Annotated in this window: 19 protein-coding genes and 1 pseudogene; 9 read left to right on the top strand and 11 right to left on the bottom strand. The window is 67.1% G+C overall.

Annotation, left to right across the window (positions count from 1 at the left end; genetic code table 11):
* Window positions 1–339: 339 nt before the first annotated feature.
* Window positions 340–1,233 carry a hypothetical protein gene (locus tag ACGF8B_RS00470; protein WP_392733435.1) on the top strand — a complete coding sequence of 298 codons (894 nt, stop codon included), beginning with the start codon at window positions 340–342 and terminating at the stop codon, window positions 1,231–1,233.
* A 769-nt stretch (window positions 1,234–2,002) separates the two neighbouring features.
* On the opposite strand, the gene ACGF8B_RS00465 is transcribed toward ACGF8B_RS00470, so the two are convergent.
* The gene (locus tag ACGF8B_RS00465) at window positions 2,003–3,025 is read right to left on the bottom strand and encodes a hypothetical protein (protein ID WP_392733433.1); all 1,023 of its coding nucleotides are present in this window, start codon (window positions 3,023–3,025) and stop codon (window positions 2,003–2,005) included.
* A 290-nt stretch (window positions 3,026–3,315) separates the two neighbouring features.
* Complete coding sequence (locus tag ACGF8B_RS00460; protein WP_392733431.1) at window positions 3,316–4,644, bottom strand: hypothetical protein; 1,329 nt, start codon at window positions 4,642–4,644, stop codon at window positions 3,316–3,318.
* A gap of 416 nt (window positions 4,645–5,060) precedes the next feature.
* Between ACGF8B_RS00460 and ACGF8B_RS00455 the strand changes: the two genes are divergently transcribed.
* From ACGF8B_RS00455 to ACGF8B_RS00440, 4 genes are all read left to right on the top strand, one after another.
* Window positions 5,061–5,822, top strand: coding sequence for a hypothetical protein (locus ACGF8B_RS00455; protein WP_392733430.1), 762 nt, complete (start codon window positions 5,061–5,063; stop codon window positions 5,820–5,822).
* A 154-nt stretch (window positions 5,823–5,976) separates the two neighbouring features.
* Complete coding sequence (locus tag ACGF8B_RS00450; protein WP_392733428.1) at window positions 5,977–6,663, top strand: class I SAM-dependent methyltransferase; 687 nt, start codon at window positions 5,977–5,979, stop codon at window positions 6,661–6,663.
* 847 nt (window positions 6,664–7,510) lie between these two features.
* Window positions 7,511–8,710 (top strand): cytochrome P450, encoded by a 1,200-nt coding sequence (locus ACGF8B_RS00445; protein WP_392733426.1) that lies wholly within the window; start codon window positions 7,511–7,513, stop codon window positions 8,708–8,710.
* An 802-nt stretch (window positions 8,711–9,512) separates the two neighbouring features.
* Window positions 9,513–10,310 carry a DUF5707 domain-containing protein gene (locus tag ACGF8B_RS00440; RefSeq protein WP_392733424.1) on the top strand — a complete coding sequence of 266 codons (798 nt, stop codon included), beginning with the start codon at window positions 9,513–9,515 and terminating at the stop codon, window positions 10,308–10,310.
* A gap of 1,084 nt (window positions 10,311–11,394) precedes the next feature.
* Here the strand turns inward: ACGF8B_RS00440 and ACGF8B_RS00435 are convergent.
* Window positions 11,395–13,455 carry an AIPR family protein gene (locus ACGF8B_RS00435; protein ID WP_392733422.1) on the bottom strand — a complete coding sequence of 687 codons (2,061 nt, stop codon included), beginning with the start codon at window positions 13,453–13,455 and terminating at the stop codon, window positions 11,395–11,397.
* A gap of 546 nt (window positions 13,456–14,001) precedes the next feature.
* Between ACGF8B_RS00435 and ACGF8B_RS00430 the strand changes: the two are divergent.
* A pseudogene (locus tag ACGF8B_RS00430) lies at window positions 14,002–14,164 on the top strand (site-specific integrase); the annotation flags it as partial.
* Window positions 14,165–14,385: 221 nt separating this feature from the next.
* Here ACGF8B_RS00430 and ACGF8B_RS00425 read toward each other — a convergent pair.
* From ACGF8B_RS00425 to ACGF8B_RS00390, 8 genes are read right to left on the bottom strand one after another with little or no spacing between them, the layout of a single operon-like run.
* Window positions 14,386–14,952, bottom strand: a complete 567-nt coding sequence (locus ACGF8B_RS00425) for a histidine phosphatase family protein (protein WP_392733420.1) — start codon at window positions 14,950–14,952, stop codon at window positions 14,386–14,388.
* A complete protein-coding gene (locus ACGF8B_RS00420; protein WP_392733418.1) occupies window positions 14,945–15,706 on the bottom strand; it encodes an SDR family NAD(P)-dependent oxidoreductase in 762 nt (253 codons plus the stop codon). The genes ACGF8B_RS00425 and ACGF8B_RS00420 overlap by 8 nt, the downstream gene beginning before the upstream one ends.
* Window positions 15,691–16,827 (bottom strand): hypothetical protein, encoded by a 1,137-nt coding sequence (locus tag ACGF8B_RS00415; protein WP_392733416.1) that lies wholly within the window; start codon window positions 16,825–16,827, stop codon window positions 15,691–15,693. Before ACGF8B_RS00415 ends, ACGF8B_RS00420 begins: the two co-directional genes overlap by 16 nt.
* Window positions 16,824–17,981, bottom strand: coding sequence for a glycosyltransferase family 9 protein (locus ACGF8B_RS00410; RefSeq protein WP_392733414.1), 1,158 nt, complete (start codon window positions 17,979–17,981; stop codon window positions 16,824–16,826). Before ACGF8B_RS00410 ends, ACGF8B_RS00415 begins: the two co-directional genes overlap by 4 nt.
* Entirely contained in the window at window positions 17,978–18,553 is a 576-nt protein-coding gene (locus ACGF8B_RS00405) for a phosphoribosyltransferase family protein (RefSeq protein ID WP_361488524.1), read from the bottom strand. The genes ACGF8B_RS00410 and ACGF8B_RS00405 overlap by 4 nt, the downstream gene beginning before the upstream one ends.
* A gap of 50 nt (window positions 18,554–18,603) precedes the next feature.
* Entirely contained in the window at window positions 18,604–20,403 is a 1,800-nt protein-coding gene (locus tag ACGF8B_RS00400; protein WP_392733412.1) for a DUF4254 domain-containing protein, read from the bottom strand.
* Entirely contained in the window at window positions 20,400–21,047 is a 648-nt protein-coding gene (locus ACGF8B_RS00395; RefSeq protein ID WP_392733410.1) for a hypothetical protein, read from the bottom strand. The genes ACGF8B_RS00400 and ACGF8B_RS00395 overlap by 4 nt, the downstream gene beginning before the upstream one ends.
* Window positions 21,048–21,050: 3 nt before the next feature.
* Window positions 21,051–21,518, bottom strand: a complete 468-nt coding sequence (locus ACGF8B_RS00390; protein ID WP_392733408.1) for an NUDIX domain-containing protein — start codon at window positions 21,516–21,518, stop codon at window positions 21,051–21,053.
* A gap of 275 nt (window positions 21,519–21,793) precedes the next feature.
* Between ACGF8B_RS00390 and ACGF8B_RS00385 the strand changes: the two genes are divergently transcribed.
* The 3 genes from ACGF8B_RS00385 to ACGF8B_RS00375 are packed head-to-tail and all read left to right on the top strand — an operon-like array spanning window position 21,794 to window position 24,381.
* Complete coding sequence (locus ACGF8B_RS00385) at window positions 21,794–22,867, top strand: helix-turn-helix domain-containing protein (RefSeq protein WP_392734414.1); 1,074 nt, start codon at window positions 21,794–21,796, stop codon at window positions 22,865–22,867.
* A 25-nt stretch (window positions 22,868–22,892) separates the two neighbouring features.
* Entirely contained in the window at window positions 22,893–23,462 is a 570-nt protein-coding gene (locus ACGF8B_RS00380; protein WP_361488536.1) for a cysteine hydrolase, read from the top strand.
* 4 nt (window positions 23,463–23,466) lie between these two features.
* Entirely contained in the window at window positions 23,467–24,381 is a 915-nt protein-coding gene (locus ACGF8B_RS00375) for an FAD-dependent oxidoreductase (protein WP_392733406.1), read from the top strand.
* Window positions 24,382–24,406: the final 25 nt, after the last annotated feature.

Here is a 24,406-nt window from a genome sequence, read left to right as displayed (position 1 = left end):
AACCTTCGGACGCCAGCTGTGGGCAGGTCGAGCGGACGGGGTCGGACCCGCCGGTGGCGAGACCAACAGGGGAAGGTATAGGCAAATCGACCGTCACGCGCCGTCCCGTCAAACGTTGGACAGGCTATGACCGTCATGCTTCACGCTGGGGCCGCGTCCTACGGCGGGCCCTCCATCTGTCTAAGCCCCCTGCGTGCCGTGCCCTTCACCCGGCATTGGGCACTTGAGGTACCAGCGCTGGAACTTGTATCGCTAGCTGCCGAAGCAGGTGACCCCCACCGACTGCGGGCGAGGCGGGGATACCTGAACGACAGCAGTCGCACGCTTGCTCTGGCGCAATTGCTGAAGACGGCTCCGCGGGACTTCGGCGCCGTTGGCACGATCGTCCTCGGCGCCGACAGCGTCAGCCCGGTACCCGGACCAGCTCACTTCTCGGCACAACTGCGGTTGAACGGAGTCGAGTGCATCGACGGCCTGCAGCGTCTGCGGATCATCGGCGAAGCCATGGAATCATGCCAGATGGATCTGCTCGAAGAGTCGGTCTTCCGCATCGATGTTTTCACTGAGACCGAGCGAGCGCGCGCGCGTCGGCTGCACGACCGAGCCGACCAGTTCGTCAACGACAGGACTGCGCAGGACCGTCTGCTGTCCTGCCCCAACATCACGCGGTTGATGGACGCCAACTGGGAGCGGGGGAGCTTCAACCCTCTCCGCGGTGTCTCCAGTGGCCCGCACGCCATCCAGTACACAATGGCCGAGGTCACCATGGCTCTGGCGTGCATCTCAGGAGACGGACCGGACCTCGCGCACGCAGCGTCCACCTCTGAAGGCCTCGAAGCGATCTGGAACGAGCAGGGCTCTGACGCCTACCGTGCGCTGTTCCACGTGGGCATGGAGCCGGTCGGTATCGTACGCGCCATCGAGGCGCGGAGGGCGGCCCGCGACGCTCTCACAGCTCTGCCGCTCTCCCGTTCTACCAGGGGGCATGGGCGCCTGCTGCAGTACGCCCCGGAACTTATTCACTGGGCAGCCTGCCGGATCCTCCCGCGTGAGGAACTACACGACCCCACCTCGGATTTCCCCTGGGACGAGTTGATTCGTTCAGAGGTAGGAACTGCCGCCATCGCGGCGGCTGAGCAACTGGTCGAGCGCTACCGGCGGCTTGAGCCCGGTCAGCACATGTACTGCATGAAAGCCCCGCTGCTTGCCCTCTGGCGTCAGCTCGTGCATTGACGCCAGGAACGCCGGACATCTCACGGCCGCCGGATTCTCCAGTCCGGCCCGTGGGACGTCCACGGCGGGACCGACAAAGGCGAGTAGCGAACGGCATCTTCTGCCCGGAAGACAGCGAATCGTCCCTCTACTTCGTTGCGCAGCAACTGCCAATCCTGGGCTGCCGATTCCGGTGCGATTTCAGCCCTCAGCCGGGGCAGGCCAGAATCACCCGACCTCAGTGCCACTTCTTCGTCAACACTGCTCACGATCCACTGTGACGCGCGAACAGCACGCAGCAGAGACCTATGGCTGTAGACGTATCCCAATGCGGCCAGCCAGCGATGGATTTGTATAATCCGCAAAGACCCAGAGCAGGAATGGAGGGTCAGCCGCGTCACCTGCTCCAGGGTGCGCGGGCCGGGGAGCGGGCCGTGCCGGAACAACCCGTACCGGCCGGCGCCTGCCCAGCAGAACCTGCGGTCGGCCGCCAGCGCTGTCACTGCGGAAGTCACCGGGATGTCCCGGTTGAACCTGCGCTCCACCATGACTTTCAGCTGGTCGACCGGTCTCGGTGAGCTGGCCACGCATGCCACGGCGTACAGCAGGTCCTGCTGCCGTCTTCCGGCCGGACCTCGGCAGGCGCATTCGTCGGCCTCCCACACGCTGAGCGGAGCCGCACACCAACGGCAACAGCCTGCACCCGCCCGGCCCCCCGGACGCTGCCAGCCACAGTTCCTCGGAGAGCCGCCGCCAACTGTCGTACCGGCTTGCCCGAGCCCGATGACCGTCATTCACGGGTCCAGTCGACACCGATCGGCCGACCGATTCCGGTCGGAACGGGATCGGTCACGTCGAAGAAGTCGATGACGTCCTGGGCATCGATGCGTTTCAGGTTCCTGCCGGCCATAGCCTCCAACACATCGTGCGCCTTGCGCAGAACGTCACGTGGTTTCCGCAGGGATCGGTTGAACAGGCAGCTCACCGCCTCCTCGGTGAACGGATAGAGTTCGTCGCCCCATACCCGGGTCGCCTCCGGCTTGGTCTCCGCGCGCAGGTAGGGGCGCAAGAGTTGTGCGGCCTGTGCGGTATCACGCAACGGTGGCAGCTTGACGGTGCTTCCCGCGTTCTGCTCGGTGAGTGCGAACGACGGCAGGTCGGCGAGTTGCCAGGGATTTTCGAGGGTGATGGCCGCTCTGGGGTGCATGGTTACAACCATGGTGACCATATCGGCCATGGGCATCGTCTCGACAATCAGATCCCGGAATCGCTCAACTTCCAGCTCACGCTTAGCCTTCGCTGTACCGCTGTTCGCCAAGTCCTCCAACTGGTCACAGAAGACCAGTACGTGCTTCATTCCCGCTGCGGCGGCGAAGAGTAGGAAAGTAGCCATCTGCACGGCACCACTACGCGAACGTGTTGTCGGTGTAATTCCTGTCACATATTCCTCGGCTGCTGTTGAATCACTCTCGCACAGTGCGGCGATGAGCTTTTCGTCAGGCGGCCCGAGGGTGCGGCCGAGAAGCGACCGGTGCCCGGCGGACACGGCATCGGCTAGCTTCTTTGCGTCGCTGATTCCAGTGGTATCCACGATTCTTTCCCGGATTCTTCCGGCTAGCGTCATCCCGTCCGCAGCGCGAACCTTGATCGCGTTCTCCACTGCAGCAAAGAAAGCGGCCGAAAGCGTACGCACTTGCACTGTGTCGAATCCGGTCAGCAGACAACAGATCGGTACTTCAGCGGCGTCAACCTCGTCCAGCCCGGCCGACAGATAGACCTCTTTGCCAAAGTCGTCATTGATCCTGGTAGCCATGTGCTGCATGAGAACAGACTTGCCAAATCCGCGAGCGTCAGAGTCACCGTTGACAACGCCCTCCGACCACAAGTATCCGAATTTTAGTCCGCTGTAAGACATGCCAAGTACGAACTTCTCGACAACTTGCCTCAATTGTTCGGAATGTACATCTGGTTCGTATAGGAGCCCGTTCTCACGCGCCTCGTTTCCTCCGAAACGGGCCACTCCGGTGGCCGGGAAGGGGTTGCGTCTAAGCTCCCATTCACGCTTGATCCAGAGAACTGGCGAGACGAGACCACCGGTGTACGTCATGCGTTCATCCCATCAGGACTGTTCTCTTCATTGATCCGCATGACGTGGTAGACGCGGCAGCGGCCCGAACCTATCGGCAGGACAAGTGGGCGTGCGGAGCCAGGGGTACGCCCGTACGACGCCGCATCAAGGTGAACTCTGAACCCCAAGCCCGGCATCTCGCCGCGTGCCGCTGAAGCAAGTGCTGCGTCGAAGACGCTGTCGCTGATACGCCGTTCCCAGCAGACCGCCGCTCTGATGCGCCACACAGGCCGGTACATCTCCTGTCCGGCGGCCCCCCGCTCCGCCTTCCAAATGCGGGGTAGGGCATCCATCGCGATGCGGTGGTCCTCTGGGGTGGTCGCACGCCGGAAGCTTGTTGCCGGGCCCGACCCGGTCACCGTCGAGGTGGCCCACAGGCGGAGCGAGGACGGACCAGGTGCGTAGTAGCTGAAGTTGGCGAGTCCCAGGAACCTGGTCCATCTGCGCAGCACTTCATGGCTGATGTAGTCCAGCCGGCACCCAGCCGCGCCGAACGCCAACCTCACAGCGGCCTCTTCGCACAACGTCACCAGGCGTCGGCGGCGCTGTGCTGCGGACGGCTGCGCCACGGTGTGTGGCGTCCTCAGCTCGCTCCGCGCCCGCGTAGCCCCCATTTGCTGTCCCGGAATGGATCGGGCGGCGGCTCTGCTCAGAGCCTGTGACACATATGTGCGCAGCTCCGTGTCGATCACCTGCTCCGGTGCCGACCAGCCCAGTCCTCCTTCGTGAACTGCTGCAGCGACATTCATGACAAAGGCATCGAGGTAGGAGTCGTATTTTCTATATTCCTCGCCGTCCGTCCGTTCGCTGCGCAGCAGGGGAATGGTGAATTGATCATCCTGGCTGTCCGGGCGGGCTCCCACCAACCGCAGATATCCGTCGAACTGCGGATGAGCCTGAATCAGAGCACCCGCGAGGGCATTGAACCCCTCCGACTCACTGTGCTTGATGAGTTCCGTCCATTCATGACCTTCCGGAGTCATGGAGAAAGTGACCGAGCTGTGGGCCACTGCGGACGTGCGCGTGGACGGCAAGATGTGCCGCTCGATCCAGCCCAGTCGCATCAACTCCTTCAGCGCATCAACGGTGTTGTGCACGTATTCTCGCGGATCTGCCTCTCTGGCCTGCCACTTGGTCTCATCGTATGCACCTGTCGTGTCCTGTTCCAGGGCGTGACGGGCAGCTCGTCTCACAATGGCGACCCGGATCTGCTCGAACGTGCTTCCCTCCGCCACCGCCCTGGCGGCCGTCTCCACGTAGATCAGCTCCTGCAGTCGGGGAATCCCGACCCCTCCCACACTCATTCTTTCCCGCTCCTTTCGCCGTTCCTACGCAGGCCGCGTTTTCCGTGGCTCTCATAGTCCATGAGAGATCCGTATTGCTCTCATGGGCCATGAGAGCAACCAGAAAATACAGAATGCCCCAGTTGCCATTTTTCGGGGCCGCGCGCCACCTCGCCTCCATACAGTTCACCCCAATCCGCTCCCTGGAGGCCACTCCAGTGGAACGAAGTTTTGAATTTGAATGATGCATTCGATAGGAGGTGCCGCAGGCCCGCACGCATCGCAGCATCCGCCAATTCCTGGGCGGGTCCACAGGCCGGACGCAGTTCGCCCCGGCAATCGCCCCCATAGCACCGTGCCCGGCGAGCGCTCCGGCCCACTCGGCTGGCCCACCGCATTCCGGGCGACCATGCTTCACACACCACGAAGGAAAACAAATGACCATCACGGAAACCATGTCCGTCGCTGACGGCAGCATCTTTGTAGAACTTCCGGTCGGCTTCGACCAGGGATGGAACCGGCTTCCAGGAATCTGTGTCGACGGTCGCCGGATTACCATCAACCCTGCGGAGTACTTCTTCCGATTCGAATCGCATAGCTGGCTCGTCGCCGACTGGGATCTGGTGAAGTCGGAACTTCTCTCTGTGGAGGAGACCACCGAAAGGTCGGTCGAGCAGAAGGCGCTCGAATTCATCAGGCGCCACGCGGCTCCCACCCGGGACGCGGCACGGGTACTCTCAACGGCCCACGAGGTCTACAGCTACCTGTTCCGCGGGGAACATCTCACCGGCCTCGGTCTGCCCGGCGTCACGGCCGATCATCTGCGGATGCTCCGCGAGGCCGCGACGCTCATGGCTCTCAACAAGGTCGAACTCGACGGGCACATCTCGAATGTCGGGCCGTGCTGGTTCTTTCCCGCGGCAACGTCGGTGGTCTTCGGACTGGATGACGAAGTTGCTGCCTTGCTCGACGAGGTCTACCACGGAGCCTGGTTCAATGAGCACCGCCGTATCGAGTCGATCAAGGCTCATGCTGCATTGGGCGGTCGGCTGGTTCACGGCTGCCAGTCGGTACCCGACCAATCCGGGGGTGTGGTTGCCCCCTACGGCGCATCGATGTCGATTTTCCGCGACGATCTGACTGCGTTCAAGAGCGGCTGGCTGGCTCAGGTTTACAGCCACCGGATCGCAGCTGGCTGATCTCCGCGCGGGACTCACCGGTAGTCCCGCAACCGGAGTCCCGCCCCTCCTGCTCTATGGGTCCGCCCGAGGCGATCTTCTTCGGGCGGACCCACCTCCTCCTCACAGGCGCCGCACCTTTATTCACGGCGCATTGCCGTCCCTGGAGTCGCTCATGATCACGCTGACCTCTCCCTGGCACGCCTACGCTGCCCAGTCCCCTCGCGAACATGACGGACCGCTTTCCCCGCCCACTCGCTTCGAGTGGGGCACTCACCAGCAGACAGGCCCGGGAACCGAGGCGTTTGGCCGGGACCTGTGTCGCAGGACCGTGCTCGAGCTCGGCTGCGGAACCGGCCATAACGCTGCGCATCTCGCCGATCAGAAGGGCGCCCACGTCACCGCCGTCGACGTGATCGACCTCCAGATTCGCCGAGCCCGGAACTACTACGAGCACCTCTCACGCCTCACTCTGCTCACCTGTGATGCGATGCGTTTCCTCCGATGCGGAACCGACGTCTACGACGCGGTCTACTCGGTGTTCGGCGCCGTGGGCCTGATCGACCCGGCCGTTCTCCTGCCAGCCATTCACGCACGTCTGAACCGCCACCGGCCGTTGGTCTTCTCTGTACCGCACCCTGCCCGAACAGCCCGCAGGCCGGTCTCCCATCTGCCGCAGACTGGCTTTCTCACTCTCCCTGACGGCACCTGCAGGGCACTGCCGCGTTGGGAGCTTGATGTCCCCAAGTGGACAGCTGTGCTTGCCAGAGCGGGCTTTCGTCTCTGCCGTAGCTGGGAACTCCACAACCCTGCCAAGCCAGGCATCCCGACTACGCTCCTGATCAGCGCCCGTAGGCTCTGAACTCAATTCGTCTCGCACAGCATCTCCTCGCCCACCCAGGCCGCTGCTGCGAGTGATGGGTTTGTTGAGCCCCGGAGCTAGTCCGTTGCAGGCCGCCCGCCAAGCAAGCCCCAGATGCTTAACCGTGTCTTGTGTAGCGGCGTCCTACGGTGAAGCGTGCACGAAACAGAAGAGAGAGGGTGACCTACGCTTCCGAAGCTCAAGCACTCTTGGTGATCTTCGGGGTTCGCGGCCGCAGCGGACACGATCATGGGCTGGGAGCCCGGCCAGTCGGCCGGGGTGCGTCGCCGGTACCAACACATGACCAGCCACGTCCTCAAAGACACAGCTGCCAAGGTCTGCGGACGGCTCTGGACCCCGGCGGACCTGCGGCCTCCCGCCGACTGATCTCCGCAACTGCAACGCACGTAACGTCGAAGGGCCCCGCAGCAAGCTGCGGGGCCCTTCGACGTATTGCCCGGTGAGAGCAATGGCGGAGGATACGAGATTCGAACTCGTGAGGGGTTGCCCCCAACACGCTTTCCAAATGTTCGTATGGGGGTCCGGCGCAGGCCGTGGGTGTCCTGACCTGCCACGGAGTTGGGCAGCGGCCGAGCGATGGACACTGCTGTACGGGGATGAATGAGACCGGAGTCCGGTCAGTTGTTGCCCGTCACCATGGCTCTGCCGAAGTGGTGGTCGATGGCGGCCGGCTGACTCCGGCGGCTGAGGCGATGTCCCGGACGGTGGTACGGACCCGGCCGCGTTCGGCGCCAGGCACCGCTCGGCCACCGGCCGGCAGATCCGCCCAGGGCGCGGCTCCGCAAGTGCCATTGACTCTTGCGGGCGCCGCCCCCACCCTCCCGGCATGACCGCATCTCATCAGGCCCCATTCGCCCCGTGCGCCGGCGAGAGCTGGCGCTCGCCGTGGGAGATGTACGCGACACTGCGCGACGCGCACCCCCTCCACCACGTCGCCGACGGCGACTACTGGGTCCTTTCCCGCTACGCGGACGTGCTCGCCGCCGCCCGCGACACCGACCGCTACTCCTCCGCCGACGGCCTGACCATCACCTACGGCGAGCGCGAACGCCTCGGCATCACTGACGTCGCCCCGATGGTGATGCTGGACCCACCCGAGCACACCGCCTTCCACCAGCTGATCACCCGCGGCTATACCCCGCGCCGGGTCGCCGCCATCGAGCCGCACGTCCGTGCCTTCGTCCGGGCCCGCCTGGACCGCATCGCCGATCTCGGCGGCAACTGCGACATCATCGCCGAACTCTTCAAACCGTTGCCCAGCTACATCGTCGGCCGCTATCTCGGCGTCCCCGAACACGACCGCGCCCACTTCGACGGCTGGACCCACGCCATCGTCGAGGCCAACGCGCTGGGCGACCCTCTCACCGCCGCCGAAGCCGTCACCAGCCTCTTCGGCTACTTCACCGAGCTGATCGAACGCCGCCGCACCGAACCCGCCGACGACACCGTCTCCGACCTGGTCGGCCTGATGCCGTCGGACGACGCCGGCACCCTGCTGCGCATCCTCGGCTTCGCCTTCACCATGGTCGCCGGCGGCAACGACACCACCACCGGCCTGCTCGGCGGCGCCGCCGAACTCCTTACCGCCCACCCCGGCCAACGCCGCGCCCTCCTGGACACCCCCGCCCTGCTCCCCTCCGCCATCGAGGAATTCCTCCGGCTGACCTCCCCCGTCCAGTGCCTGGCCCGCACCGTCTCCGAAGACACCACCCTCCACGGCCGAACCGTCCCCGCTGGCCGCAAGGTTCTTCTCCTTTACGCAGCCGCCAACCGCGACCCACGCGCCTTCGGCCCCACCGCCCACCACCCGGACCTCACCCGCGAGGGCCCCCAGCACCTCGCCTTCACCCACGGCCCACACCACTGCCTGGGCGCCTCCGCGGCCCGCCTGGTCTCCCGAACGGCCCTGGAGGAACTCCTGGCGCGCTTCCCGGACTTCGAGGTCGACGCAGCAGCGGGCACCTTCGCCGACGGCAACTACGTCCGGCGGTACGCGTCCCTGTCGTTCGCTGCGACCGGGACCTGAGCGGTTTCGTACGGATCAACGGGTGACGATGCTCGGCGCTGGTCCGGTAGCCGGGTCACGTCGCCGTCACCCGGCCCGCGCTCTTCGTGCCGCACTGCTGCGGTCTGCTGCCCGGGACGACGATCGCCCACTTCGGTTGGATCGCCCCGGCGATGACCCGAACCGCACCACCGCGACGCTCATAGTCCGCGATCTGTCGGGGTACGGGCCTGCTGGTTGCAGCCCGGCATGATCCAAACGAGAGGCCCTAGTTCTCCCGATCCACCAAGAAAGGGCCGCTCCCGCCGAGTGCTGGCCGCTGGCCGGCGGGGCGAGCGATGTTCCGTCGCGTGCACCAGTGGAACACCCACCCGAAAGACAAGGGTTCAACCCTGGAGATCGCAAGGTCCAGGTCTTCTGTCATCGCTCTTCTGGTCCGTGCGAGCTCCGCCGAAGAGAGCCCTCGTGCTTCCTCTTCAGTCAGCATCTGTCCAGCGTCTCAGAGGGGACGGCGCGTCTATGTCTGCTCGTATCACCGCCATCCGCGAGGGTGGCGCGCTCATCCGCTGGCGCAGGCCAACCCGGCCACGCCGACCACCAGGTCGTCCACGACCACATCGAGCGGTGCGGCAAGCACTCGGTAGATCCGTCGCGGACGGCGGAGCCGGCCAGGGACTGCTGGTTCGAATGACCGGTCGGAGCGGAGTGTTGGCCGTCTCGAATCGATCTTCGCGAAGAGTTCATCTTTGTGCACAACCTTTCGCGGTCGCCCCAGGTCTGGTCTGTCGGATCAGCAGACCCACAGACCAGACTTGGGAAACACATGCGTATTCGTGCCACTGTTGCCGCGGTCTCCGGAGCCCTGGCCCTGTCCGCCCTCTCCGTGCCGGTCTCTCAGGCGAGCAGCCCTTCGTTCGCGCTGACGCGGGCGGCCGCCACCCCGGTGATCAGCAAGGTCGTTGTCAACAGTGGAAAGCCGATCGTGCTCGGTACCACTGCCACCAAGAAGGTGACAGTCTCGGTCACCGCGTCCCACTCCTCGGGCATCGAGGACGCTCTTTCCTACATATGGAGGGGCCGCGACAGCAACCCGAACCTGTACGACTTCGGGTTCCACCCGGACGGGAAAAGGGCCAAGTGCAAGGCCGCGAACACCACAACCTCGACCTGCACCCTCACCATCACGGTCGATCCCGGATACCTGTGGAACACCAACGCCACGACCTGGCGGGTCTACGCCGGCGCATGGGGCAAGGACGGGGCCTTCACCGAGAAGGACACGTTCTCCTCGGTCAGGTTCCAGCGGCTGTCGCGGCTGACGGTCAACGCCTCCCCGGAGCCCGTGAAGAAGGGCAGCACCATCACGGTCACGGGCAAGCTGGACCGGGCCAACTGGGACACCCGTAAGTACGCGGGCTACGCGTCCCAGTCGGTCAAACTCCAGTTCCGGAAGAAGAACAGCAGCGCATACACCACCGTCAAAACGGTGAAGGGCTCCAACACTGGCACGCTGAAGACCACGGTCAAGGCGGTGGAGGACGGCTACTGGCGCTGGAGCTTCGCGGGTACGGCCTCGACTCCCGCCGTCAACGCCACCGGTGATTTCGTCGACGTGAAGTAGTCCCGCGGCGCGCGGTAGCGAGAGAACCGACGGGCCCGGCAGGCCGGGCCCGTCGGCGTTTCCGCGAGGGGCGTTTTCGTCGAAGAAGCGCTGGCGCGCTCGGGATCCTAGATCACCAGTTCGGAAGATCGCGTACGCAGATGGTGCCTGGCCTGCGAAGTCGCTGACCTGCGCTGTTGTGCGAGATTCCCCGTGACTTTCTCTGGTCACCGCGACGTGCCCTCTCTTCGGGCGCGCGAGGGGCACGACAAAGGGGCCTGACGAGCAGAGGCGTGCGGGCAGCCACACGCCTGCCGGCTGATCTGCTCGCAGACCGCAGCAGCGCGTTGTGGGCAGAGTCCGGTCAAGTCGAGAGCCGTCCACTTTCAGCAAGACGACGGCATGGGCCCGAGCCCTTTTCACGGCCGTGGGGCCCACGGTGCCGGCACAGCGGTCGCGCAACCTCACGCTGATCTTGCCTGTCAAGCGGGCCGCTGCCTCTGCGGCGCTGGGCTGCCCGCCGTGGGAGCTGGGCCGTGCGCAGAGTGTGGCCAGCTGATGCTCAGGCGTGGGGCGCGACGCGGCCATGTTCTGCGGTGTGTGCCATGCGCTCTTGAACGGCCGGCAGACGACAACTGAGACCACGCACGTCGAAGGGCCCCACCGCGAGCGGTGGGGCCCTTCGACGTATTGCCCGGTGAGAGCAATGGCGGAGGATACGAGATTCGAACTCGTGAGGGGTTGCCCCCAACACGCTTTCCAAATGTTCGTACGGGGGTCCGGCGGGGGTCGGGGGTGTCCTGACCTGCAGCGGAGTGTCCGGTGCGGCCCCGTCCGGACGGGGCCGGACGGGGGTGAATGAGACCAGAACTGAGACCGGGATGGGAGCGCACCAGGGGATAAGGTTCACCCTGCTGATTGCGCGTCAGGCACTCTGCGCCTGTGGACGCCGTAGACGTTGGGGCGGCCGGCCGTGATCAGGGGGCCAGCCTTTTCTCGGTCTGCGGATGCACGGACGTAGATAGACTTGAGGAAGAAATGATCTCTGCCTCGCAGCCAAGAATTTCTGGGCGTGAGTGCTCAGCCTCGACTGTGGGCGCCCCGACTAGGGCTGTTCGTCTTCCTCCGGCTCTTGTTCCGTGTCCAGCCGTCGCCACAGCCGTTCCGCAATCTCTACCAGCGTCCCCTCCTCAGGAACCCGCCACTGCTTGGGTCCTTGGACAGCACTCCACTGTTCCCGCCATTCGGCCTGCTGCCAGATGTGGTTCACCAGTCCACTCGGCGAGTAGGGACGGCCATCCGCCTCCCAGAGGATTGGCCCCTTACGGTCGTTGACCCAGGTACCCCGACGTCGGCGCGGATCCTGGTCGAGCCAGGCGCCGATGGCCCGCTCTTCGGTGTCACTGGGGGCGTAGACAAGCGGGGTGCCGTCAGAGAGGAGATCGTGGTCCACGAGGAGGTGAATCGTCGGAGGACGTTTCGTACGCTTTTTGCCCGCTGCTGTCACGAACGCCGAGAGATCAGGAGAATCACTGCCGGCGTCGAGCGTCAGCAAGACTGCCTGGACCAGCTGCCTGGATTTCTCCTCGCTGGCGAAAGTGCTGGTGATATAGCTCTTGTTGGTGAAGAGCTTGTCGACCATGTCGATCAGGCTGGCCAGGACGCGTCGCACTTGGTGGGGAACATCTTGCAGAAGAGCTTCCCAATCGCTGTCGGGCTCCTGCAGCGCCTCGCTATCGATTCGCTGAAATACAATATGGGCAGCCAACAGAGCCCCGCTATCCGCGATAGAAGCCGCCCTCCCCGACATTTCTGAACGGAGCTTCGTGAGCTCATCCCGGATTGCTCGCAGGACCTGTACAGAACGCCAAATCTGGTACGCGCTCGCCTGTTGACCGAATAGGCGGGTATAGGCGCCGTCAGCGCCTTCCTTCCATAGCGCCTCAGTGGATCCCTTGACTCGGACCGCGAAGGTTGGATCCTGATATGCACATGCGAGGGCGGTGGCCGCTTCAGTGACCGAGCAGCCAGAATCGGGAGCCGGATCCATTTCTCCGCGTCGGAATACGTATTCCTTGTCGAGTGATAGCTTGAAGTCCTTCTGGATCTCGCTCTGGACCGGGTCGATGGCAATGAAGTCCCGACGCTCCATATGGTTCTGCGTGTTGGTGGCCTTGGTGATACTTTGCGCGAATCCCTCAGGCGTCCCCTGCACCGAGATGATCCGCACGGAGACGTAGGCGTCGGCTACCGCGTCCGGATCCTTTTCAAAGGCCCGGTTAGCTGAGGTGACGGTCTGTGCCCCGTTCACGACGCTCGCGTTGCGGAGAGTCAGGGAGATCGGCGCGCCAGTCGCACGCTTTGCGAAGAACTCTCGTTCGATGGTGTCGCACTGCACCGTGATGCCGTTGTGGCGGTAGAGGAAACCGTCGGGGTCCTCCAACATGCTGTCGACCAAAGTCTTGTTGACGCCCGTGAGCCCCAGCGACTTGCGGACGTTGCGGTCGTAGAGGCGCTCGCCGTTGACTGCATACCACTGGGCAAGCTCCGCGGCGCAAACCTCACCAACGATGGCCTGATAGGGGGTCTCGCGGTCGTGCCAGCCCTCGGTCATCTTCGCCGTCAGAGTGATGGGTTCTGGCTGCAGATCGTCCCGAATGGCGCGGTGAAAATCAACCTGGTCCACCACTCGGTATTCGACGGTGCGGCCGAGACCGCCGAATTCACGGGCTGCCTCATCCAGAATGTTGCGCGTCTCGGGTGAAAGCCGATCGCCTCCCATGAGAGCAACGACCAGATGAACCTTGCAGGTGGGAAGCTTGAGAACGCCATGTACTCGGTCCCCGAGCAGTCGCAGGCGCTCGTTGAAGTGATCGAAATCCCGGTTATCAAGTTTCTTAAGGCCGTGGATGAGCTTAAGTGCCGCCTCGGTATCGAATCCTGCTGTCCCCGAGTTCTTCCATTTGGCTTGGATTAGCCATAGTTCGGTTCCGGAAGCGGAGAAGGCTACAGAGTCGATTCCGAAGTCATCCCTGCCATCGATTACCCCAGCGGCTGCCTCGTCTGAGGGGCAGTCGGTCAGAATACGAGCTGCTCTCGCCGACAAAGCCCGAGAGAGAAGGGCGGTCTCACGCTCAGTAGGATCCTTCTTCTCGAAGTCATCCATGGAAATTCGGTCAGCGAACTCCCTTAGTAGGGCTTCACGAACCTGCCGCACCTCCAGCGGCATCCCCTGCGTCTTCCCCATCCTCGCCCCCGCTACCCCTCTGGTCTCGCTCTGGCCGCCCAGCGTACCTAGGCGATGCAGAGCGTGTGGGTGAAGCGTGTGGCGCCCAGTGTCGCAGGGCTTCGACAACGTCGGTGCTCGTGGCCGTTGGCAGCAGGTTCATGGGGCCCGAACCTAAGCATGGCTGCGCGGTGCCGCGGCTGATCGGTTCAACGACAGCTCGCGTAGACCCGTCAGGACTCGCCCGATAAGCATCCGCGCGGCCTGCTGGCCGCTGAAGCCTGGTTCACCTGGGTGCTGTCGGGGCGAGCGGGGACCTCCGCCCAGATGATCTTTCCGGGGTTTGGCCGGGTACGGGAGTAGCCTCAACGGCTGGGCATGGTCTGGATGAGGGTGAGTCTGCGGTCCCCAGGTGGTGCTGGCGTCATGGGCGCGAGGTGTCGGCGGTCGCGGGTTGGGGTCGCTGACTGCGAGGATGATGCCGCCGTCGGTGGCCCGCTCAGCTCGAACACGGACTACCACGACTGGAAGAGGCTGCTGGAGGACGCTGGGGTGCGTGACGCGCGGCTGCAGGACGCCTGTCACACAGCTGCTACCGGTCCTCATGCTGCTCGGCATCCCGGACCGCGTGATCGACCAGATCATGGGCTGAGAGGCAGGCACGTCCTCACGGATGCGTGCCTGGTACCTGCACGCCAGCGCCGGCATGGCAGAGCCCCACGCTGTGAGGCAGTGGCCGCTTTGGGCTGTGCCCGCCGTCGACCCGATGTTTCGGAGCGACCGGGTTGCTGGCTCTGGGACTTGCAGCCGTGGACCACGCAGTCAGCCTATGGCGCGCGGCTGGCCGCCGAAACGAAAACGGCGTCGTGGTTATGACGGCACATAGGTGGTGAGCTGGCAGCGCTCGGCGAACTGCCAGGGCGTCTTCGCTGCGGTGGTGAAGGCGGCGGGGCCTTCTTGGAGGTGGGTGAGGACGCCGAGGAGGAGGGTGTGGGAGACGGCCAGGAGAGGGCCGTGGCGTTGGGCGGTGTGGTGGAGGAAGGCGGCGCAGTGACGGGCGCGGGTGTGGAGGTCGGTGAGGCTTTCGCCGTCTTCGCAGCGTAGGGAGGGGTTGGCGAGGCGGCGGGCTCGCCAGGCGCGGTAGGTCGGCGGGTAGGTCTCGGCGGCGCGGCCGAGGACGATGCTCGGGGCGCGCCATTCGGCGAGAAGACCGGAGGTGGCCACGATCGGCAGGCCCGTGAAGTATGAGACGAGGGTGGCGGTCTGGCGGGCACGGGGGATCGGGCTGGTGACGATCGCGGTGATGCCTTCGGGAAGGGGGAGGGAGCGGCGTACCTGGTCGCGGCCTTCCTGCGTGAGGGTGGCCTCGTACGGGGCGTGGTAGCCGGGGCGGTGGCCTTCGTAGGCGCCGTGGCGCATGAGCCAGATGTCAGGCAAGGATCCAGCCTCCGTCGACGCGCAGGGTCTGGCCGGTGATGAAGCCGGCGTCCTCGGTGACGAGGAAGGCGACGGCCGCGGCGACATCGTCCGGGCGGCCTCTCCGCTGGACACATTGGCGGGCGAGCTGGCGGACGGTCATGGCTTGTGGGTCGTCGACGACGGTGTCCTCGGCGGGGACGCGGATGGAACCCGGGGCGACGCAGTTGGCGGTGATGCCGACGGGGCCGAGTTCGCGGGCGAGGGCGCGGGTGAGTCCTTCGAGGCCGGCCTTGGCGCTGATGTAGCCGGCGAGGTCGTGGCGGCCCGCGGTGGCGAGGACGGAGCCGATGGTGATGATCCGGCCCCAGCCGACGGCCGTCATGGCGGGGGTGAGTTCGTGGGCGAGGAGGTAGTGGCTGGTCAGGTTGGTGGCCAGGGCGTTGTTCCAGTGGGTCGGCGTCGTCTCCGGCCACGGGCGGCGGGGGTAGGCGCCGGCGTTGCTGACCAGGATGTCGACCGTGCCGAGTGCGTCGTGGGCTTGGTGGCAGAGGGCGCGTACGGCCTCGTCCTCGCGGAGGTCGGCTTCCAAGGGGACGGCGGTGCCTCCGCTGTCGGTGATGTGGGCGGTGAGTTCGGCTGCGGCCTGGTCGTCATCGAGGTGCGCGAGGGCGACGGTGGCGCCGTCGGCGGCGAGGCGGCGGGCGATGGCCGAGCCGAGGCCGCCGGTGGCTCCGGTGACCAGGGCGGTGCGGCCGTTCAGGGGGCCGGGCATGGCGACTCCAGCGGGCAGAAGTAGGTGATGGGGTCGAAGGCAGGGCTCATGGTCTCGGCGAGCCGGGCGAGGAGGACGAGCCGGTCCTTGGGGGCCAGGTCGGCCAGGTTGTAGACGCCGAGGATGCGCATGGCCAGGTAGGGGCGGAGCAGGTTCGCCAGGTTCGCGCCGGGCCAGAGGCGGTCGGCGACCGGCTGTACGAGCTGGTTCCAGTACGCGGTCAAGGCGGTTCGTCGGGGAGCCGAGAGGCGCGGGGTGTAGTCGATGTGGATGGTGCTTGTGGTGTGGTCGATGTCCGCTCGCCGGAGCTCGGGGGCGTTGGCCGGGATGTGGGCGAAGGTGGCGGGGTGGTCGGCGAAGGCGGTCGGGTTGTACGTGGGGACGAGCCAGCCGCCGAGGGTGGAGGCGTACCAGAGGAAGTTGGCGAACTCGCCGGGGATGCTGTTCAGCCCTGCGGTGTCGTAGTCGAACCAGGCGAGCGGGTGTGCGAGGTTGACGTCGGTGGGGTCGCCCTGGGTGAGGGCGGCCCAGACCGGTTCGGCCTTGGCGAAATGGGCGCGGAGCCAGCGAAGGGTGGCCGCCCAGTCCAGGTGGTGCCGACGGCCGTTGATGTTCAGGGTGTACGTGTCGAGGCGGGAGACCGGGACGTCAATGAGTCCGTCGGCGATCAGGAAGTCCTTGCCGGTGTAGTACGTGTCGAGTCGGCCGCCGGGTGCCGCGCGGTCCCAGTACAGCTTGCGGACGACGTGCGCCGGATCGGTCGGCCAGGCCGTGGCGAGGATGACCTCGCGGTATGCGGCTGTGAGCCGGTCCATGTAGGTGTGGAGGTCACTGCTTGGCTCGTCCGCGTTGAGGAGGTCGAGCAGGAGGCCCTTGTCGGTTCCGTCGGCAAGGCGTTCGTACGCGAGGAGGTGCCCGCCCGGGACGCGCAGGTGGGCGTGGAGGGCGGGTACGCGGTAGTGCTGGGCCAGGCGGGTGTGACCGCGGATCTCCTCGCGGGCCTCGACCGCATCGCGGGTGTACTTCAGGAGCAGCGGGCGGCCCAGGAGGTCGACGGGGCAGAGCAGGTTGCGGGTGAAACGTCGTACTGGACCGAGCCGGAGGGGAGGCCGGATGGTCATGGCCTCACCCCGTCGAGGAGTTCCAGGCCGACCTGGGCCAGTGCGGTGGGCGGGAAGGCATCCATGTGCACGTCCGTGTCCGGGGCGATGGCGTCGCGAACGGGGCAGAGGTCGCCCTGGTGCATGCGGTTGGACAGGTCGGTGGCGACGGCGTGATGGTGCGGCAGGCCGGTGCGCCACTTGCTGTGGCTGTGGCGTGCGTACAGGCCGATGACCGGCGGGCTGCCCCCGCTCCGGCCGCACGCCATCGCGGCGAGGTGGGTGAGGCCGGTGTCGTTGCCGACGATCAGGTGGCAGTGCGGGAAGAGGTCGGCGAGGTGGTCGGCCGGCATTCCATCAAGGCGGAGCACTTGTACGTGACGCTTGGGAGCCTCTGCGGTGATGCGGAGGCCGTCGCCCGGGTTGCCGCCGATGAGCAGCAACCGGGCCTGGGTCTGGTGGGCCTCGGCGATGTGCTCGGCGAGGGTGAGGTAGCGCTGGGCGGTGTAGTCCTTGCGCTCTGGCCAGCTGGTGGCGGTGATGGCGGCGATGTTCAGGTCGCCCAGCCAGCCCACCGAGCGCAGCTCCTCCACGAGGTTGTTCGGCTTGGTTGCGAGGATGGGAGCGAAGGGGGCCGTGGCGGGCAGGCGGATGCCGAGGCGACGCTCCATCGCCAGGTAGTGACGGGCAGGCAGGTCCGGGTGGGCACGGCCGTCGGTCGACCAGCAGGGCGGGACGGCCGGGTCGAGCACCAGGCTCACCGCTGCCATCGAGCCCTGTGCCTCGACCCCTGCGCGGTCTCCGATCACGGCCCGCCAGCCGCTGGGCACGGTGGTCTGGGGGCGCGGGATCAGCCCGGTGCGGGCGATCAGCCCCGCGTACGGCCCCGCCGCCCGGACGGCCACGCGAACCGAGCGCAGCCGCAGCCAGTCGAGGACCGCGCGGACCCCCGAGAGCGCGAGAAGGGTGTCGCCGAGCTTCCCCTCGAAAGCCACCACAACCTCGCCACACCCGCTCAGGCGGTGGACGAGCTCGGTGGAGGCGGCGAGCGGGAGCGGTGCGCCGATGGGAATGCCGTCCCGGTCGTACCCGAGTGGGGTGGTGTGGACGGCCTCGGCAGGGACGACCAGGGAACCGGGGTGGAACCGGATCCCCGCCGGGGCGACCGTGGTCATGCCGGGCCCTCGATCGTGGTGAGCGAGACCAGCGGCAGACCGAGGTCGGTGAGCAGGTCGCGGGCTCCGCGGGTGGTGTCCTCCACCAGGCAGGCCGCCGCCAGCGGGACGGCGCCGGCCTCGCGGAGGCGGCGGGTGAGGTCGGCCAGGGTCCGGCCAGTGGTGATCTCGTCGTCGACGATGACGATCTGCTGGCCGGGGGCGATGCCGTACGCGAAGACGTCGGTGCGCATCGCGTGGGGCTCGCTGAAGCGGACCGCGCCGTCGAGGGGGAGATGGAGCTTCCAGGCGATCTTGTACGGGAGGCGGGCGGCGCCGGCGAGAGAGACGGTCGGCAGGATGCCGCCGGCGTCCAGGCCGAGGAGGAAGTCCACGGAGTCGAGTCCCTCCGGCACCTGCTCCTGGAGCAGACGCCACAGGTCGGCCCCGGTGTGGGCCAGGGTGTCGGGGTGGACCGGGTGCTCCAGGCCGTCGAGGGAGTGGACGACGCGCTCGCGGCGGCTCGTGGCTCCGACGCTGAGACGTTCGACGATCCGGGCGGAGAAGGACGGCGCGGCGATGGTTTCGGGCATGGCGAAGCTCCTGTCGGATAAAAGAAGGAGAGAGAGGAGAGGGAGGCCGTTCAGGCGGCGAGCTGGGCGGCGTACCAGGTGAGAAGCTGATCGACGGCCGTGGTGACGGGCTTGAGAACGATCTCGGCGTTGCCGTCGTGCCAGGCACTGGCGATCTCGGCCAGGGAGGGCACCGACACAGCGGGCAGGCCCGGCATGCGGGAGGCTGCGGAGAGGATCCGGTCGGGACCGGACTCCCACTGGTTGTGCTCACGCAGGAGGAGGCGGCAGGCGAGCACGAGGTGCTTGTAGAGCTGCCGCAGGGTGGTCGGATCCGCATCAGCGCGCAGGCGGCGCATGGTCAGGATGACCTGCGGGAGTTCGCGGACGGCGGCGAACGCGAGCTCGTCTCGGCCGATCGTCGGCAGTTCGAGGCCGGGCGCGGTGTGCAGGACGGGGCTGCCCTGCTGGAGCTGGTGGAGGACGAATGCCAGGCGCGGGGTGAGGCGTCGGGCGGTCAGTTCACCAGGCGTGACGAGGGTGGGGCCGAGGGAGGCCGCACCGCCCAGGGCAGTGCGGTACTGCTCCAGGGCCTCGTGGACCCGCCCGATGGCCTCGTGTTCGGCGATCACCAGAAGGTCCAGGTCGGACCAGCCAGCGATCCAGCTGCCCTCGCCGGGGCTGCCGGTCAGGGCGACGAGCCGGACGCCAGGGCCGTATACCCGTACCGCATCCGTGAAGTCGGCCGTCGCCGAGGCGACGGCGGCCGGCAGGCCCAGCCCGTACGGGGTGGCCACGCGCAGCGCCGCAGTGACGGGCGGGGCGGCAATGCGCCGGAGGCGGGCGCGGAGGGCGGCGATGCTTCCCGTGTTGTCGATGACGTGGTCGGCGAGCGCAGCGACCTGATGGGCGCCACGACTCATCTTGATCTCGTCCTTCGCAGCGACGGCCTGGGCCGATGTCCCGGACCGCTCGACACGTACGGCAAAGGAGGCATCCAGATAGACGATCTGGAGCGTGTCGCCCATGAGCTGCTTGAGCTCGGCGATCGACGCGTCGTCGTGGACGGACTCGATAGTGAACAGCCGCATGTCGACGTGAGCGTCCGCGAAGCGGTTCAGCTCGCCGAGCAGCAGTTCGGCCTGCCGACGGGCCGACAGCGCGTACGGGTCCGCGAGGCCCTCCCGGTGAGCCGCCTGCCGCAGCAGGAAGCCGATCTTGAGGCGCTGGGCGCCGCACGTGCGCTGGACGAACTCGGCACTGGTGCTTTTACCGCACTCGCTCAGCCCACCGAAGGCGAGGACCCGGCGTAGGTGCCGGGTCGGCTTGACCTCCGTTGGGGCGGCGTCGTCCCGGCCGTAGAGCTTGAAGCGGGCTGGTACGGGAAGCCGACGGCGGCCGGCCACGACATCGGCGACCAGCGCGTCGAGGGCGGCGCACAGCTCCTCCCGCTGGCCGTGGAGGGCGGGGACGCGCCGGAGGGCCAGCTCGTCCCGGGCCGCCGCCCGCTCGCTGTGCCAGATCCGCAGCGTCAGGACCGACAGGCGGTCGACGACGGAGGCGAGCGTCTCGGTGTGCAGCGGCGCGTCGGCGCGGCCCGCGTCCGCCAGCGAGCCGAGGACCTCGTCGGCCCGCTCGGCGAGCGCGTTGCGCTCGGCGTTGAGCTGGTCGATCTCCCGCTTGCAGTCGGCGACCTGGGCGGCGGACAGTAAGGCGCCGCGCACCCGGTCCTCGGTGTTCCACAGGCGTCCGTTGACGGTGTGGAGCCGGGTGACGGTGTCGTCCAGGCGGTGCCGGTCCTTGTCCTGGAGAGTGGCGATGGCGCGGACCAGACCCGGCGGCAGGGCAAGGGGCGGGGAGTTCTGGGTCATCGGGGACTCCCGTCGGTGAGTCGTGGAAGGCCGACATGGCTGAGTACGTCGGCGTGGACGTCGTCCAGCGAGCGGCCCTCGCAGTCCACGACCGCGGTGTATGCGCCGTGGTCGACCTGGTGAAGCAGGACCGCGTGCAGCGTCTTCTGATAGGCCGGGTACACCCCGGTCCAGGGACGGCCCTCGCGAGCCCTGGTGATGACGTAGCTGCGTTCGGCGTCGAGGGACGGGAGCAGGAGGATCGCAGTCTCCGATGCGATGACCCGCGAACCAGCGATGCCCGTCACGGTCTTGAACGCCTCGCCGACCGTCAGCCCGTCCTTGACCACGCACGTCGCAGTGGCCACGGCGAGGAGCATGGGCAGGCCCCGGTCCAGCAGGCCAGTACGCCCGGCCTCGCGGGCGGCAGCCCGCTTGGCGTGACCGGCGAGCAGCATCTCGGTCAGCTCGACCGTCGTGGACATCTCGAACCACCACCGGGCGTAGTCGCCGGCCGCCACCCGCGACCACGGCTCGGGGTCGTGCTCGTGGACGGCTCCCAGCGGCTGGAAGCCGTCCCAGCGCCCGGCCAGCCGCACCAGGTGGGTCGTCTTGCCCACGTTGTCAGGGCCGTTGAGGCTGACGAAGTCCGGGACCTGCGCCATTGCTCACGCCTCGCGGATCGAGGTGTCGAGGACGGAGACGATCGCGTCCGTGTTCGCGGCGATGAAGTCGGCGAGCTCCGGCGGCATCAGGTTCAGCTCGCGGACGGCCTCGGAGGTGAACGGCACCCGGACCACCTCGTACCCGCCCCGCTCCGGCTTGGAGAACTCCGTCCCCGTACGCACGGCCAGGTCCATCGACTCCAGGCGCGCGGCGAAGATGTGCTGCACGCCGACGCCGCTCTCCAGCTCGTCGGTGATCAGGTGGACCAGCTCGGCGCGTTCCAGCTTGCCGCCCAACTCCTCGAACACCTCCCGGTGCAGAGCTGCCTCAATGGTCGCGTCGTCCTCCTCGACCCCTCCGCCGACCGACACCCAGTACGGTTCCCTCCCGGGCTTGGTGCGCTTGATCAGGATCAGCTCGTCGCCGTCGAGGAGGATGGCTCGGGCGTTGCGCTTGACGATGTCGGTCATGCCGTTTGCTCCTTCTGGTGGTGGTGCAGGAGAGAACGGGCGGAGGGCCGCCTGGTCGCGGCCGGCGCCTCTCCGGCTCGGTGAACTCAGCATGGTGCAGGTCGGTGACGGGGTGTGAGGTAGACGTGCTGCAGCAATGCCGCACCGCTGCTGAACGCAGCTGGCTACGCTGGGCGTTTCGGCGTTCCAGCGGGTGACGGACAGGGGGTACGACGGTGGTCACGGTGCAGCGATGGTCCGGCCGGGAAGCCCGGCTGTTACGCGACGCCCTGCGCATGAGCCTGCGGGACTTCGCCGCCTACCTGGGCGTGAGCGACCGAACTGTGTCGAACTGGGAAGGTGGCGGGGCGAGTTACCAGCCCCGTGGCGAATCCCAAGCCGTCCTCGACACCGCGCTCGGCCGCGCGCCGGACGACGCGAAGGCGCGGTTCGCCGCAGCATTCGGAGCGAACGACGCCGCTCCACCCGTCACAGGCCGGATCGGAGTCGACTCCCACAAGTTCCTGCCGGTCTTCATCGGCGTCGAGCGCGCTGGCCGGCTCCGCGCGCATATGACGCCGAGCGCGGGCGACCAGTGGCTGGAGTCCTCCTCGGCCCGCGTGGACCACCCCGAAGCGCAGGACTGCGTTCTGCACGTCTTCGCGTGCGGAGCCGCCGTCTTCCACCTCGTCCAACCGCACGAGCCTTCCGCGCTCACCGACCTCGCTGTCTGGCGCTACCGTTCGTACGCCTCCGACTTGCCCTGGGCGCGGAACAAGCTCCGCGACCTCCTGGAGGAGGACCACGACCGCGTCCCCAACCCCGAGTACGTCCTTTCCCTGTACTGGCTTGCCTCCGCACCCTGGACCGGAGACGCCTACGACACCGCCCTGCGCCTGCTGTCCACGCCCTCGGTCCTGGTCGACCGCGGCGCCCCGGGCGGGCCCGCGCCCCTGGACGGCACGGTCGAGGCATCGCTCCTCGCCACCGGCTTCGACCACCCGGACATCGTGTCCTTCGGCGTACGGGGAGTCTCCACCGGCTACGCCGGCTGGTCCGGCGTCGCCTACGCCTCCCACTCCCGCGAGCGCGGCCTCACCATCGACGAACTGGTCGCCTGCGAGCTGACCGTCCAGGCCCTGTGGTGCTTCACCCACCAGGTCCAGCAGATGATCGAGAACGGCCAGGACCCCTCCATGCCCGAGCAGTACGGCTGGCGCTTCCTGCGCGCCGCTACCTCCCGGCTCACCACCGCCCGCGCCCAGGAGACCGCACAACACGTCCTCATGCGGGAGGCCATCATGAAGACCAGCGGACTGGCCGAACGGCTGCGCGCCGCACAAGACGCTCTGCGCGAGAGCGTCGGCTGAGAACCCTGGGCAGGAGAGATACCGGATGGACATCAGCAGCGCCGCGCTGGTCGTGATCGACATGCAGAACGGCTTCGTGAACCACCACAGTCGCCACGCCGTGCTTGCGGTCTCCGACCTGGTCGCCCAGTGGTCCGCCGCCGGCCGACCCGTGATCTTCACCCGGTACTTCAACTATCCGGACAGCCCCTACGAGCGCTTCTTCCAGTGGCACCGGCTCCAGAAGGCGCCCGAGACCGACATAGTCCCCGAGCTCGCCGAGGCTGCCGCCCACGCACACGCGGTCGTCGACAAGACCGGGTACACGCTCCTCACCCCGGAAGCCGTCGAACTGATCCGCCGGTCCGGCTGGACCGACCTCGTCTTCTGCGGAATCGCCACCGAAAGCTGCGTCCTGAAGTCCGCCGCCGACGCCTTCGAGCACGGCTACGCGCCCTGGATCGTCACCGATGCCTGCGCCAGCGACGCCGGACTCGACGTCCACGACGCCGGCCTCCTCGTCGCTCGCCGTCTGATCGGAACCGGCCAACTCGTCACCACCGACCACGTGATCGGCCAACTCACTGCGTACGCCGGGGCCCCGGTGCTGGAATAGCCCCATGGCCGAAACGCTGTACGACACCGACCTGATCATCATCGGCGGCGGCCCGGCCGGCTGCGCCGCCGCCCGCATGGCCGCCAGCGTCGGTATGCGCTCGATCCTGATCGAACCGGACCGGCTGTGCCGCAACCTCTACCGGATCCCTGCCCTGAACAACGTGCTCGGCGGCTACACCAGCGGCACTGAGCTCGCCGACTCCATCGTCGCGGAACTGAAGAGCACGGAGCTGTGTCGCCTCGAACTCGGCAGACACGTCACCGCACTCCGCGCCGACGGCGACCAGGTGACCGCCGTGATCGACGGCAGCACCCGTCTCACCGCCCCGTACGCCATCGTCGCCACCGGCGTCGGCCCCCTCCAGCCCCGCGAAGTCGCCTGGATCACCGCCCCCGACGGCCTGAACCTGGCCCCGCTCTGGCAGGCCGAGGCGGATGACGCCGAAGGCCGCACCCTCCTCGTCCTCGGCGGCGACCGCCCGATCGGCACCTTCCTGCGCGCCAACCCGACCACCGACACTCGCCTGCTCGTGGCGTACCCGGCCGCCGACGCGTACAAGATCGAGGAGATCCGAGAAGACCCTCGCGTCACCCTCCTCCCCGTTGAGTACCTGACGCTGCGCTGTGGAGAAGGCGCCCAGGTGTCAGCGGAAGCGGTGGGCCAGGACGGTGTCCGGCGGACGGCCGCGGCGGACGCCGCCTACCTCAGCATCGGAAACGCGCCCACCGCCCCACCCGGCGACCTGAACCGTGGTGCGGACGGATACTGCCCGCCCACCGACCAGCATTCCCGCGTCATCGTGGCCGGCGACCTCCGCTCCGCCCGCTTCCAACGGATCATGACCGCCCTGGGCTCCGGAAGCGAGGCCGCACTACACGCTTACTACGCGGCTCGGGAGCTGCCTGCCAAGGGCTGACCACGTCAGTGCGGTACGGCGGCGA

The organism is Streptomyces sp. NPDC047917, from assembly GCF_043204345.1.
Classification (GTDB): Bacteria; Actinomycetota; Actinomycetes; order Streptomycetales; family Streptomycetaceae; genus Streptomyces; species Streptomyces sanglieri.
Note: the sequence above shows the minus strand (reverse complement) of the source record. Positions and strands in the feature narration are given on the sequence as shown.

What these genes read in the sequence shown, in the direction of transcription:
- ACGF8B_RS00465 (WP_392733433.1), bottom strand. Translation starts at nt 3,025, where the DNA reads ATGGCTACCAGGATCAATGACGACTTTGGCAAAGAGGTCTATCTGTCG.
- ACGF8B_RS00460 (WP_392733431.1), bottom strand. Translation starts at nt 4,644, where the DNA reads ATGAGTGTGGGAGGGGTCGGGATTCCCCGACTGCAGGAGCTGATCTAC.
- ACGF8B_RS00455 (WP_392733430.1), top strand. Translation starts at nt 5,061, where the DNA reads ATGACCATCACGGAAACCATGTCCGTCGCTGACGGCAGCATCTTTGTA.
- ACGF8B_RS00450 (WP_392733428.1), top strand. Translation starts at nt 5,977, where the DNA reads ATGATCACGCTGACCTCTCCCTGGCACGCCTACGCTGCCCAGTCCCCT.
- ACGF8B_RS00445 (WP_392733426.1), top strand. Translation starts at nt 7,511, where the DNA reads ATGACCGCATCTCATCAGGCCCCATTCGCCCCGTGCGCCGGCGAGAGC.
- ACGF8B_RS00440 (WP_392733424.1), top strand. Translation starts at nt 9,513, where the DNA reads ATGCGTATTCGTGCCACTGTTGCCGCGGTCTCCGGAGCCCTGGCCCTG.
- ACGF8B_RS00435 (WP_392733422.1), bottom strand. Translation starts at nt 13,455, where the DNA reads ATGGATGACTTCGAGAAGAAGGATCCTACTGAGCGTGAGACCGCCCTT.
- ACGF8B_RS00420 (WP_392733418.1), bottom strand. Translation starts at nt 15,706, where the DNA reads ATGCCCGGCCCCCTGAACGGCCGCACCGCCCTGGTCACCGGAGCCACC.
- ACGF8B_RS00415 (WP_392733416.1), bottom strand. Translation starts at nt 16,827, where the DNA reads ATGACCATCCGGCCTCCCCTCCGGCTCGGTCCAGTACGACGTTTCACC.
- ACGF8B_RS00410 (WP_392733414.1), bottom strand. Translation starts at nt 17,981, where the DNA reads ATGACCACGGTCGCCCCGGCGGGGATCCGGTTCCACCCCGGTTCCCTG.
- ACGF8B_RS00405 (WP_361488524.1), bottom strand. Translation starts at nt 18,553, where the DNA reads ATGCCCGAAACCATCGCCGCGCCGTCCTTCTCCGCCCGGATCGTCGAA.
- ACGF8B_RS00400 (WP_392733412.1), bottom strand. Translation starts at nt 20,403, where the DNA reads ATGACCCAGAACTCCCCGCCCCTTGCCCTGCCGCCGGGTCTGGTCCGC.
- ACGF8B_RS00395 (WP_392733410.1), bottom strand. Translation starts at nt 21,047, where the DNA reads ATGGCGCAGGTCCCGGACTTCGTCAGCCTCAACGGCCCTGACAACGTG.
- ACGF8B_RS00390 (WP_392733408.1), bottom strand. Translation starts at nt 21,518, where the DNA reads ATGACCGACATCGTCAAGCGCAACGCCCGAGCCATCCTCCTCGACGGC.
- ACGF8B_RS00385 (WP_392734414.1), top strand. Translation starts at nt 21,794, where the DNA reads ATGAGCCTGCGGGACTTCGCCGCCTACCTGGGCGTGAGCGACCGAACT.
- ACGF8B_RS00380 (WP_361488536.1), top strand. Translation starts at nt 22,893, where the DNA reads ATGGACATCAGCAGCGCCGCGCTGGTCGTGATCGACATGCAGAACGGC.
- ACGF8B_RS00375 (WP_392733406.1), top strand. Translation starts at nt 23,467, where the DNA reads ATGGCCGAAACGCTGTACGACACCGACCTGATCATCATCGGCGGCGGC.